The sequence below is a fragment of the Verrucosispora sp. WMMA2044 genome (assembly GCF_027497155.1).
Classification (GTDB): domain Bacteria; phylum Actinomycetota; class Actinomycetes; order Mycobacteriales; family Micromonosporaceae; genus Micromonospora; species Micromonospora palythoicola.
Window position 1 is genome coordinate 68133 of sequence record NZ_CP114913.1, and the last position, 11536, is coordinate 79668.

An 11536-nucleotide genomic window follows, 5' to 3' on the forward strand; every position below is an offset into this window, starting at 1 on the left:
CTGGAACGGTGAAGCCTGCCACCCTCTGGCCCGAACGGCTGTTGCCCGCTCACTCGGTTCCGCCGCCCTGGCCGGGGCGGGAGGTGCGACTGGACGGAGCTGTCACCTACGTCCGGGAGACGCCGGCCACCGCCCCGAACGCCGAACCGGCGTTGTACGTGCACGGTCTGGGCGGCTCGTCGCAGAACTGGACCGACCTGGCCGGCCTGCTCGCCGATCGGCTGGACGGTCAGGCGATCGACCTGCCCGGCTTCGGTCGCAGCGAGCCGGGCCGGCGCTACACCGTGCCGGTCTTCGCGGACCGGGTGATCCGCTGGATCGAGTACTCCGACCGCGGGCCGGTGCACCTGTTCGGCAACTCGCTCGGCGGTGCGATCTCGGTACGGGTGGCGGCCCTCCGGCCGGATCTGGTCCGGACGCTGACCCTGGTGTCGCCGGCCCTGCCGTTTCTCGACTTCCGCCGGTCGTTGCAGGGACGGATGCTGCCGCTGCTGGCGATCCCCCGGGGCGAACGGGTGGCCGCCTGGCGGCTGGCCCAGCTCGCGCCGGAGGTGATGGCCCAGCAGGTGATGGAGGCATGCGTGGCCGATCTCAGCCGGATCAGCGACCAGCGTCGGAGCGAGGCGCTGGAGGAGATCCGGGTGCGCTACGAGGCGGAGCACTACGCGGCGGCGTACGTGCGCACCTTCCGTGGCCTGGTCTCCAGCTTCGTGCGGTCGTACCTGCCCGGGTCGGGCTCGCTGTGGCGGATGGCCGGTACGGTGCGCGCACCCTCGCTGGTCATCGGGGGACGGCAGGACCGGCTGGTCGACGTACGGGTGGCCCCGCAGGCCGCGCGGGTGATCCCGGACAGTCGACTACTCATGATCAATGGTGTCGGGCATGTGGCCCAACTGGAGGTGCCGCGCCTGGTTGCCCGGGCGGTGCTGGGCCTGCTCGCCGAGGCGGGGGAACCCGCCCGCCGGGCAGACCTGGCAGGATGACCGGGTGCCCAGCCCTGGTAGCCGTCGACGGTCGGCTCGTCCCGCTGGCCGTCACGCCGTCCGGCGACCGTTTTCGCACCGTGACCGAGCGGCGGCTCCGGTCGCTCCCGCCGCGCACGGGGTGCGGCGAGGGCTCGGATCGGGTGCGCTGGTCCGGGTAGCGATGCTGGTGGCCGCCGTCGGTGCCGCGGTGGCGATGGTGGCCGGCGGCACCGGCGTGGGCTCGGGGGCAGCCGACGAGGTCGCACCGGTGGTCTCCGGGCCGGTCGTGGCCCCGTCGTCCCCGGCACCCGTGCGGACACCGTCGCCGGTGGCGGTGTCCCCGTCGCCCGCGCCACCGGTCCTGCGGGAGCCCGGTTCGATCCCGTCGACGGGTCCGGGGCGGTTCGGCTACGACGACCGGGCCGGCCCGGTGCTGGGTTCGGCCGGTGACCTCCGGCGCTACCGGGTGGCGGTGGAGTCCGGCACCGGCGTGGACGCGGGCGAGTTCGCCCTGGCGGTGCGGACGGCGCTGGCCGGCCCGGGCAGTTGGGTGGACAGTGGTCGACTGCGGCTGCGGCAGGTCGAGCGTTCCGCTCGTCACGACTTCACCGTCTACCTGGCCACGGCTGGGACGGCGGGTCGGATGTGCGCCGCCGGAGGGGTGGACATCCGGGTCGGTGGCCGGCCGTACACCTCCTGCCGGGCGCCGGGAAAAGTGATCATCAACCTGGACCGGTGGCGGCTGTCGGTACCGCACTTCGTCGAGGCCGACGTGCCGCTGTCGCTCTACCGGACGTACGTGGTCAACCACGAGGTCGGGCACGAGCTGGGCAACCGGCACGAGCGCTGCCCGGGGCGCGGCGAGCCGGCTCCGGTGATGATGCAGCAGACGCTCTTCCTCAAGGGGTGCGTCGCGAACCCGTGGCCGTACCTGGACGGTCGGCGGTACCAGGGCCCGCCACTCTGAGCGGCGGCCGGACGATCAAATCGCGGTGATGTGCCGGAAAGGGATGCGACGATGGCGTCATGCCCTCTTCGCCCCTTTGGCGCGATTACGACCACTCGGCTCGACCGTCGGAGCCGGAGAATCGGCCTCGCCGACCGGTGGTGCCGCACCGGGTGGTCGTGACCCTGGGCATGGTGCTGGTGCTGGCCGCCACCACGGCGGTGCTGCTGGTCCGAACCGGTCAGCGGGTGGCCGCGCCGGAGCAGGGCTTCGGCAACCGGGTCGCCGCCGGGGCGGGTGGCGACGAGCAGGCCCGGCCGAGCAGGTATCCGTGGGTGGGTGACGGCAGCTTCACGGTGGCCGGTGACCAGTCGCCGGTGCACGGCGAGGGTGGTCCGGTGGCCCGCTACCGGGTCGCCGTCGAGCAGGGCACCGGCCAGGATCCGGTCGCCTTCGCCGCCGTGGTCGACGGGGTGCTGGCCGACAGGCGTAGCTGGATCGGCACCGGGGAGCTGCGCGTGCAGCGGATCGCCGAGGCGGATGCGGCCGACTTCACCATCTACCTGGCCACCCCGCGAACCTCCGAGGCGATGTGCGCCGAGGGGGGACTGAGTACCGAGGGCTACACCTCCTGCCGGCTGCCCGGGCAGGTCATCATCAATCTGGCCCGCTGGCTGGAGGCGGTGCCGGACTACGGCGCCCCGCTCGAGGTCTACCGGGCCTACGTGATCAACCATGAGGTCGGGCACGAATTCGGGGAGGGACACGAGGCGTGCCCGGCGCCCGGAGACCCGGCGCCGGTCATGCAGCAGCAGACGTACGGCCTGGATGGCTGCCTGCCGAACGCCTGGCCGATTCTCGACGGTCGCCGGCACGCCGGTATTCCCGCTCCCGCATAGCGGGCGACGTGTCGCTGCTCATGGTCGATGGGCACGTCGGCGAGCGACAATGGCCCGGTTGTCCGCCACATCGATCCCGGGGAGTCCACCGTGTCGCTGCCCCCGCTCGTCGAACCCGCCGCCGAGCTGACCGTTGACGAGATCCGCCGCTACTCGCGCCACCTGATCATCCCCGACGTCGGGGTCACCGGGCAGAAGCGGCTGAAGAACGCCCGGGTGCTCTGTGTCGGCGCGGGTGGCCTCGGTTCGCCCGCCCTGATGTACCTGGCCGCCGCCGGTGTCGGCACGTTGGGCATCATCGACTTCGACACCGTCGACGAGTCCAACCTCCAGCGCCAGATCATCCACGGGGTCTCCGACGTCGGACGCTCGAAGGCCGAGTCGGCCGCGGCGAGCATCCGGGAGATCAACCCGCTGGTGAATGTCGAGATCCACAACACCGCGCTGGACCGGGACAACGTCCGCGACATCTTCGCCCAGTACGACCTGATCGTCGACGGCACCGACAACTTCGCCACCCGCTACATGGTCAACGACGCGGCGGTGCTGCTCGGCAAGCCGTACGTCTGGGGGTCGATCTACCGCTTCGACGGCCAGGCGTCGGTGTTCTGGGCCGAGCACGGTCCCTGCTACCGGTGCCTCTACCCGGAGCCCCCGCCGCCGGGCATGGTGCCCTCCTGCGCCGAGGGCGGCGTGCTCGGTGTGCTCTGCGCCTCGATCGGCTCGATCCAGGTCAACGAGGCGATCAAGCTGCTCGCCGGCATCGGCGAGCCGCTTGTCGGCCGGTTGATGGTCTACGACGCCCTGGAGATGAGCTACCGCAAGATCAAGGTCCGGAAGGACCCGAACTGCGTGCTCTGCGGGGAGAACCCGACACTCACCGACCTGATGGAGGACTACGAGGACTTCTGCGGTGCGGTGTCGGAGGAGGCCCAGGAGGCGGTGGTCGACGCGACCATCACCGCGTCCGAGCTGAAGGAGTGGCAGGACGCCGGCAAGGACATCTTCCTCGTCGACGTCCGGGAGCCGGCCGAGTACGAGATCGTCCGCATCCCGGGGGCCACGCTGATCCCCAAGGGCGAGATCCTCTCCGGTGAGGCGCTGTCCAAGCTTCCGCAGGACCGGCAGATCGTGCTGCACTGCAAGTCCGGCGTTCGCTCCGCCGAGGCGTTGGCCGCGTTGAAGGCGGCCGGTTTCCGCGACGCGGTGCACGTGCAGGGCGGCGTGCTCTCCTGGATCAAGCAGATCGATCCCTCGCTGCCCGCCTACTGATCCCACCGCCGAGGGCCCCGTCGCCATTTCCATGGGGGCGGGGCCCTTCGCCGCCACCCTGCCGTCGGTCGGATCTCACCTATCCGTCCTCCTGAGGCGAGATCATGTTTGCGCCGGTAGCGTGGCCGCCGTGGTCGACATCGACGCCGCGATCGGGTTCGTGGTGGCTCACGGGGACGCGGTGGAGCGTGCCCGCCTGTCCTGGTTGCGTACCGGCACGCAGCCATCGCCGGAAGTGCTCGACAGCGCCGAGGTCGGGCAGACACTCGGCGGCGGCTGGCCGGCGTCCTGGGGCGACGAGGTCGCGTCGGTGGACGCGACCTGCTTCCGGCTGGCGGAACTGGACGATCTCGGCGCGCTCGGCCGGCCGAGCGCACGTCGGGCGCTGGACTGGCTCGCCGCCGGCCAGCAACCCGACGGTTGCTGGGAGGAGGACCGGGCCCTCGCGGACTCCGCGCCCGAGTGGGCCCGTCCGGGGGACCCGGAGGCGCGCCTGTACCTGACCGCCAACGCCGCGTTCTGGCTGACGGTGGCGGGCCTGGACGCGCGGGCCGCCGGGCCGTTGGACCACCGGGTCGGCGGGGCGTACGCCGGTGTGGTGCACGCCGCCAGCCAGGCGCTCGCCGCTCACCTGCGCCCGGACGGCAGTTGGCCGTCCTTCCTGGCCGCCGGTTGGCTCAGCGCGGCCGTCCTGCACCGGCAGCAGATGTTCTACGAGTCGGCGCAGATCAAGGCGGTCCTGGCGGAGCGGTTACCGCAGGCGTCGGCGGCCGACGCCGCCTGGCTCGCCGTGACGCTGCGCCGGGTGGGCGTCGACCATCAGGAGTGGACGCTTGTCGCCGCCCGACGCCGCCTCACCGAGACGCAGCGCAGCGACGGCGGCTGGAGCAGCGACGACGGCCACCAGTTCGACGTACACGCCACCCTCGCCGTCATCCGCGCCTTCCGCTGACCCCGGCCTCCGCGCACCCCTCCCGTGTTGAGGTGGAGGGGGTCAGGGGCGGAGGTGGCCGGTGCCGGTGACCACGTACTTGGTGCTGGTCAGTTCGGGGAGGCCCATGGGGCCGCGGGCGTGCAGCTTCTGGGTGGAGATGCCGATCTCCGCGCCGAAGCCGAACTCGCCGCCGTCGGTGAAGCGCGTCGAGGCGTTCACCATCACGGCGGCCGCGTCGACCCGGGCCACGAACTCCCGGGCGGCCGACTGCGAGTCGGTCACGATCGCCTCGGTGTGGCCGCTGCCGTAGCGCCGGATGTGCGCGACCGCCGCGTCCAGTGAGTCGACGACGGCGGCGGAGATGTCCGCGCTGAGGTACTCGGTGCCGAAATCCTCGTCGGTGGCCGCCACCACCGCGTCGGAGTGGGCCGCGACCCGGGCGTCGCCGTGCACCGTCACCCCGGCTTCGGCGAACGCGGCAAGCATCGCGGGCAGGAAGGCGTCGGCGATGTCGGCGTGCACGAGTAGCGACTCGGCGGTGTTACAGGTGGACAGCCGCTGCGTCTTGGCGTTGAGCGCGATCGACACCGCCATCGACAGGTCGGCGGCGGCGTCCACGTAGACATGGCAGTTGCCCACCCCGGTCTCGATCACCGGCACGGTCGACTCCTCGACCACGGTGCGGATCAGCGATGCTCCGCCACGCGGGATCAGCACGTCGACGAGCCCTCGGGCCCGCATCAGCTCCTTGACCGAGTCGCGGCTGCTGGCGTCGACCAGTTGCACCAGGTCGGCGGGGAGGCCGGCCTGGTCGATCGCGTCACGCAGCACCGTGACCAGGGCCGCGTTCGAGTGCGCGGCCGAGGAGGAACCGCGCAGCAGCGCCGCGTTGCCGGCCTTGAGACAGATGCCGGCAGCGTCCACTGTCACGTTGGGTCGCCCCTCGTAGATGATGCCGACCACGCCGAACGGCACCCGGATCTGCCGCAGCTCCAGCCCGTTGGGCAGGGTCGAACCGCGGACCATCTCGCCCACCGGGTCGGGCAGCGCGGCCATCTGGCGCAGCGCGTCGGCGATGCCGGCCACCCGCCCCTCGTCGAGGGCGAGCCGGTCCAGCACGGCCGCGCTCAGCCCGGCGTCGCGCCCGGCCGCCAGGTCCGCGGCGTTCGCGGCCAGGATCTCCGGCGTACCCGCCACCAGCGCGTCGGCCATCGCGTGCAGCGCGGCGTCCTTGGCGGTACGCGTGGCCACGGCAAGCGTCTCCGCAGCCGCTCGCGCCCGGCGGGCCTGCTCGCTCACGCTCATCTTCCACTCCTCAGGTGTCGGCCCTGGTCGGGCGATTCACAGCAGCACCAGGTCGTCGCGGTGGACGACCTCCCGTTCGTACGCCGGGCCGAGTGCCGCGGCGAGGTCGGCGGTCGACCGCCCGAGCAGGCCGGGCAGCTCGATCGCGTCGTAGTTGACAAGTCCTCGGGCCACCGGTGCGCCGGAGGTGTCGACGAGGTCGACCGGGTCGCCGGCGGTGAAGGCACCGTCCACGGCGGTTATCCCGGCGGGCAGCAGCGACTTGCGTCGGCCCACCACGGCGGCCACCGCGCCCGGGTCGAGATGCAGCCGCCCCCGGGGCGCGGTGGCGTGGGCGAGCCAGAACAGCCGGGCGGCGGGTCGCCGGAGGCTGGGGTGGAAGAAGGTGCCGACCGGCTCACCGGCCAGCGCGGCGAGCGCCTGGGTGGCGGAGGTGAGCACCACCGGGATGCCGAAACCGGTGGCGATCCGGGCCGCCTCGACCTTGGTCACCATGCCACCGGTGCCGACCCCCGCCCGCCCGCTGCCGCCGATCTCGACACCGACGAGATCCGCCTCGTCGCGTACCTCGGCGATGCGACGGGAGCCGGGGCGCGCCGGGTCGCCGGTCCAGAGCGCGTCGACATCGGAGAGGAGCACCAGCAGGTCGGCGTCGACGAGCGCGGCCACCAGCGCGGCCAGCCGGTCGTTGTCGCCGAACCGGATCTCCTCGGTGGCGACCGTGTCGTTCTCGTTGACGATCGGCACCGCCCGCAGGTCGAGCAGCTTGCGCAGGGTGCGGTACGCGTTGCGGTAGTGGGCCCGCCGGGTCACGTCGTCGACGGTGAGCAGCACCTGGCCCACGGTGCGGCCGTGCCGGGCGAAGGCGGCCGCGTACCGCCCGATCAGCAGGCCCTGGCCGACGCTGGCGGCGGCCTGCTGGGTGGCCAGGTCGCGCGGTCGCCGGGGCAGCCCGAGTGGGGCGAGGCCGGCGGCGATCGCGCCGGAGGAGACCAGCACCACCTCGCGGCCGTCGGCGGCCCGTAGACCGAGGGCGTCGACAAGCGCGTCCACCCGCCCGTCGTCCAGGCCGCCGGTGGCGGTGGTCAACGAGGAGGACCCGATCTTGACAACGACCCGCCGGGCCGCCGTGACTGCGTCGCGCACCCGCCCATTCTGCGCTGTCGTCGCGGCACGTCCCGCCGCCGTTCCCATAGTCTGGCCGCTTGTGACACCTGACGAGTACGTCGAGGCGGTGCTGGAACTGGTCGACCGGATCCCGCCCGGCCGGGTGATGTCGTACGGGGCGGTGGCCGACGCGTTGGCCGAGCGCTCCGGGCGGGCGTCGGCCCGGCTGGTCGGGGCGATCATGGCCCGCCACGGTGGTGGGGCCCCGTGGCACCGGGTGGTGAACGCGTCCGGCGGACTGCCGCCCCGGCTGGCCCGCGAGGCGCGGGCACGTTGGATCGCCGAGGGGACGCCGCTGCGCGGTACCGGGGTGGACATGCGGTCGGCCGGGTGGTGGCCCGGGCAGGGGATGTGACCCCCGCCATAACGTGAGTAATATTCGGCCTCATGACCGCACTGCCGGGTGGCTCCGGCCCCACGCCCGCCTCCGGCCTGGCGTCTACGACCTCCGCCTCGGTTCTGCCGGGCGCGACCTCGACCGTGCTGGGCACGCTGCCCAGGGGCGTGCACGCCGGCTACGCGCTCGGCTCGCTGGCGACCGGGGCCTTCGGCACCGTGCCGGGTCTGCTGCTGCTGCCCTACCTCACCGACACGCTCGGGGTGGCCGCCGGGGTGGCCGCCCTGCTGGTGCTGCTGCCGAAGGCGTGGGACGTGCTGGTCAACCCGGTCGCCGGGCGGATCTCCGACCGCACCCGGTCGCGCTGGGGTGCACGTCGTCCGTACCTGCTCTTCGGTGGGCTGGCACTTGCCGTCCTTTTCGGGGCCATCTTCGCCGCGCCGTTCGGAGCCGGTCCCGCCTCCGGGGCGTACGTCGCCGTCGCGTTCCTGGCCACGGCTACCGCGTTCGCCTTCTTCCAGGTGCCGTACGTGGCGATGCCGGCCGAGCTGACGAGTGACTACACCGAACGTACCCGGATGATGACCTGGCGGATCGCGGTGCTGGCGCTGGCCATCCTGGTCGCCGGTGCGGTGGCACCGCTGGTGCGCGACGCGGCCGGCGGAGGCGTTCCCGGGCACCGGTGGATGGGCGTCTTCGTGGCCGCCCTCATCGCGCTCGGCGCCGTCGGCGCCTTCCTCGGCACCCGGTCCGCCCCGCAGGGCACGGTCGGCGAGAGCGAGCCGAGCCTGCGCGCCCAACTCACCGTCGCCGCCCGCAACCGGCCCTTCCGGGCGTTGCTGCTCTGCTTCGTGGTGCAGTCCGCCGGGGTGGCCACCATCCTCGCCGGGGTCCAGTACTTCGCCGACCACGTGCTGGCAGATCCGACGACCGGCCCGACGGTGCTCTTCGTCTGCTTCGTCGGCCCGGCGCTCGTGGTGATGCCGCTCTGGTCCCGGGTGGGTGCGCGGGTGGGCAAGCTCGCCGCCCTGGTGGCGGCATCGCTGATCCTGGCCGCCGGCGGACTGGCGTTGGTCGCCGCGCCGGTGCTGCCGGCCGCCGTGGTCTACCTGTTGGTCGCGTTCCTCGGCGTCGGGTACGCCGGACAACAGGTGTTCGCGCTGGCCATGCTCCCGGACTGCATCGCGTACGACACCGCGCGCACCGGCCGCCGGCAGGCCGGGGTCTTCACCGGCGTGTGGACGGCCGGTGAGACCTTCGGTCTGGCCCTCGGCCCCGGCATCTACGGGCTGGTGCTCGCCCTGACCGGCTACGTCTCCTCCACCACCGGCACCTCCGCCACCCAGTCCGACACCGCCCGCCTCGGCGTCCTGCTCGGCTTCACGATCCTCCCCGCCCTCCTGATCGGCCTGGCCACCCTCCTGCTGCGCCCCTACGACCTGACCCCCGCCCGCCTCACCTCCACCACCCCACCCCCGACCACCGCCGATCATGCAGTCGTGGCAGGAACAGAAGCCGCTGAAAACCACGGAAAGGGCGCCACAACTCAATGATCGACGAGAACCGGCCGGACGGGATGCCGGCGGAGCAGGTGCTGGCGGAGATCCGCGAGCTGCGGGCGTTGGATCGACCGACGCACGGGGGGCGGCTGTTCGCGTACGTGTACGACCCCGCGGTGCCCGGGCTGGACGCGCTCGCCGCCGCCGCGTACGCCGAGAGCGCCCACGTCAACGGGCTCGACCCGACCGCCTTCCCGTCCCTGCTGGCCATGGAGAACACGCTTGTCGCGGCGGCGGCGCGGCTGCTCGGCGGCGGGCCGGGCACGAGCGCACCGGACGTCGTCGGCAGCGTCACCAGCGGCGGCACCGAGTCGCTCATCCTGGCCGTCAAGACCGCCCGGGACGCCCGGCCGGACATCGCGGCACCCCGGATCGTGGTACCGGCCAGTGCCCATGCCGCCTTCGCCAAGGCGGCTCACTACCTGCGGGTGGAACTCGACACCGTGCCGGTCGACCCGAGCACCCTGCGCCCGGCCGTCGCCGACGTGGCCGCCGCCCTCCGGCCGGAGACGGTGCTGGTGGCCTGCTCCGCCCCCTCGTACGCGCACGGCGTCGTGGACCCGGTCGAACAGATCGCCGAGGTGGCCGCCGCCGCCGGGGTCCGTTGCCATGTGGACGCCTGCTTCGGTGGCTGGACGCTGCCGTACCTGCGGCGCCTCGGCCTGCCGGTGCCCCCGTTCGACCTGGGCGTGCCCGGCGTCACCTCGATCTCGGTGGACCTGCACAAGTACGCGTACGCGCCGAAGGGCGTGTCGGTGCTGCTGCACCGCGATCCGCAACTGCGTGCCCCGCAGTACTTCGCCTACGCCGACTGGCCCGGGTACACCATGATCAACCCGGTGATCTCCTCCACCCGCTCCGGTGGGCCGATCGCCGCCGCGTACGCCACCGTGCGGCATCTCGGTGACGACGGCTACCTGGAACTGACCCGGCGCACCTGGGCGGCGGTGTGCACCCTGACCGAGGCGGTACGCGGCGCCGACGGGTTGCGGCTGGTCGCCGAGCCGGAGTCGACGGTGGTCTGCTTCACCGCCACCGAAACCGGGCCGGACCTGTTCGTGCTGGTCGACGAGTTGGCCGCGCGGGGCTGGCACACCCAGCCCCAGCTGTCGTACGCCGGCCTGCCGCCAAGCGTGCACCTCACGGTGACCGCCGCGGTGGCACCCCGGGCGGCGGAGTTCGGTCCCGATCTGGCCGACGCGGTCGCCGCCGCCCGCGCGGCGGGCCCGGTCGCGTTGCCGCCGGAGCTGCGGGCCCTGGCTGGCACGCTGGCGCCGGAGGGGCTCACCGGCGATGTGGTCGCCGGGCTCGCCGCCGGACTCGGGCTGGGCCCGGGTGGTGGGCTGCCGGAGCGGATGGCCCTGGTCAACACGTTGCTCGACGCCGCCCCACCGGCGCTGCGTGAACGGCTGCTCGTCGAGTTCGTCAGCCTGCTGCAACGTCCCGCGTGGTAGCGCCCACCGGTTCCTGATCGTGCACCGCTCGGCGACGTCCGTCGCCGGGCGGCGGCCACCGCAGACGTCGGGTCGCTGTGGTTGACTGTCGGGGACGGGAGGGGGAGCGGTCGTGCAGCTGCCTGCGGTGCTCGGTGAGCCGATCCGGTTCGTGCTCAACTGGGGCCGGCGCTACTCGCTCTGGGTCTTCAACTTCGGCCTGGCCTGCTGCGCCATCGAGTTCATCGCGACAAGCATGTCCCGGCACGACTTCATGCGGCTGGGCGTGATCCCGTTCGCGCACGGTCCCCGGCAGGCCGACCTGATGGTGGTCTCCGGCACCGTCACCGACAAGATGGCTCCGGCGATCAAGCGGCTCTACGACCAGATGCCCGAGCCGAAGTACGTGATCTCGTTCGGTGCCTGCTCCAACTGCGGCGGCCCGTACTGGGACTCGTACTCGGTGACCAAGGGGGTCGACCAGCTCATCCCGGTCGACGTGTACGTGCCCGGCTGCCCGCCCCGGCCGGAGGCGCTGCTGCACGGCATCCTCCGGCTCCAGGAGAAGATCGCCGCCGAGCAGTCCGGCATCGGCGGGGTGTCCCGCACCGACCCGCTCGCCCCACCGGTCGACGCCCCGCCCCGCGACGGCGCCCCCGCCCGCTCGGTCGCCTCCCTGACCGCACCGCCGGTGCGTCCACCGAATCCCTGACCGGCGG

11 protein-coding genes are annotated in these 11536 nt (G+C 72.9%); 9 read left to right on the forward strand and 2 right to left on the reverse strand.

From position 1 onward, the window contains the following. Nucleotides 1-8 precede the first annotated feature (8 nt). The 5 genes from O3597_RS00310 (at nt 9) to O3597_RS00330 (ending at nt 5034) form a co-directional block, all read left to right on the forward strand. The gene (locus O3597_RS00310) at nt 9-983 is read left to right on the forward strand and encodes an alpha/beta hydrolase (RefSeq protein ID WP_281602960.1); all 975 of its coding nucleotides are present in this window, start codon (nt 9-11) and stop codon (nt 981-983) included. Nucleotides 984-1104: 121 nt separating this feature from the next. After that, nucleotides 1105-1932 carry a DUF3152 domain-containing protein gene (locus O3597_RS00315; protein WP_281602961.1) on the forward strand — a complete coding sequence of 276 codons (828 nt, stop codon included), beginning with the start codon at nt 1105-1107 and terminating at the stop codon, nt 1930-1932. A 152-nt stretch (nt 1933-2084) separates the two neighbouring features. Beyond that, the gene (locus O3597_RS00320) at nt 2085-2810 is read left to right on the forward strand and encodes a DUF3152 domain-containing protein (protein ID WP_281602962.1); all 726 of its coding nucleotides are present in this window, start codon (nt 2085-2087) and stop codon (nt 2808-2810) included. Between the two features lie 27 nt (nt 2811-2837). Further along, complete coding sequence (gene moeZ, locus O3597_RS00325; RefSeq protein WP_208020950.1) at nt 2838-4082, forward strand: adenylyltransferase/sulfurtransferase MoeZ; 1245 nt, start codon at nt 2838-2840, stop codon at nt 4080-4082. 31 nt (nt 4083-4113) lie between these two features. After that, a complete protein-coding gene (locus O3597_RS00330; protein WP_235944920.1) occupies nt 4114-5034 on the forward strand; it encodes a prenyltransferase/squalene oxidase repeat-containing protein in 921 nt (306 codons plus the stop codon). Nucleotides 5035-5076: 42 nt separating this feature from the next. On the opposite strand, the gene O3597_RS00335 is transcribed toward O3597_RS00330, so the two are convergent. Both O3597_RS00335 and proB read right to left on the reverse strand, forming a co-directional pair. After that, a complete protein-coding gene (locus tag O3597_RS00335; protein ID WP_164448427.1) occupies nt 5077-6321 on the reverse strand; it encodes a glutamate-5-semialdehyde dehydrogenase in 1245 nt (414 codons plus the stop codon). A 36-nt stretch (nt 6322-6357) separates the two neighbouring features. Beyond that, entirely contained in the window at nt 6358-7467 is a 1110-nt protein-coding gene (gene proB / locus O3597_RS00340) for a glutamate 5-kinase (RefSeq protein WP_281602963.1), read from the reverse strand. Nucleotides 7468-7528: 61 nt separating this feature from the next. Between proB and O3597_RS00345 the strand changes: the two genes are divergently transcribed. From O3597_RS00345 to O3597_RS00360, 4 genes are all read left to right on the forward strand, one after another. Continuing rightward, nucleotides 7529-7843, forward strand: coding sequence for an MGMT family protein (locus O3597_RS00345; protein WP_281602964.1), 315 nt, complete (start codon nt 7529-7531; stop codon nt 7841-7843). Nucleotides 7844-7875: 32 nt separating this feature from the next. Beyond that, complete coding sequence (locus O3597_RS00350; protein WP_281602965.1) at nt 7876-9378, forward strand: MFS transporter; 1503 nt, start codon at nt 7876-7878, stop codon at nt 9376-9378. Next, nucleotides 9375-10838: an aminotransferase class V-fold PLP-dependent enzyme gene (locus tag O3597_RS00355; protein ID WP_281602966.1), complete on the forward strand. Its 1464-nt coding sequence runs from the start codon at nt 9375-9377 to the stop codon at nt 10836-10838. The genes O3597_RS00350 and O3597_RS00355 overlap by 4 nt, the downstream gene beginning before the upstream one ends. Before the next feature lie 112 nt (nt 10839-10950). Continuing rightward, nucleotides 10951-11529 carry an NADH-quinone oxidoreductase subunit B gene (locus tag O3597_RS00360; protein ID WP_164448422.1) on the forward strand — a complete coding sequence of 193 codons (579 nt, stop codon included), beginning with the start codon at nt 10951-10953 and terminating at the stop codon, nt 11527-11529. The last annotated feature ends 7 nt before the right edge of the window (nt 11530-11536 follow it).

Excerpts from the sequence above, each read along its gene's own strand:
- moeZ (WP_208020950.1), top strand. The coding sequence starts at position 2,838 with ATGGGCACGTCGGCGAGCGACAATGGCCCGGTTGTCCGCCACATCGAT.
- O3597_RS00330 (WP_235944920.1), top strand. The coding sequence starts at position 4,114 with ATGGGGGCGGGGCCCTTCGCCGCCACCCTGCCGTCGGTCGGATCTCAC.
- O3597_RS00335 (WP_164448427.1), bottom strand. The coding sequence starts at position 6,321 with ATGAGCGTGAGCGAGCAGGCCCGCCGGGCGCGAGCGGCTGCGGAGACG.
- O3597_RS00350 (WP_281602965.1), top strand. The coding sequence starts at position 7,876 with ATGACCGCACTGCCGGGTGGCTCCGGCCCCACGCCCGCCTCCGGCCTG.
- O3597_RS00355 (WP_281602966.1), top strand. The coding sequence starts at position 9,375 with ATGATCGACGAGAACCGGCCGGACGGGATGCCGGCGGAGCAGGTGCTG.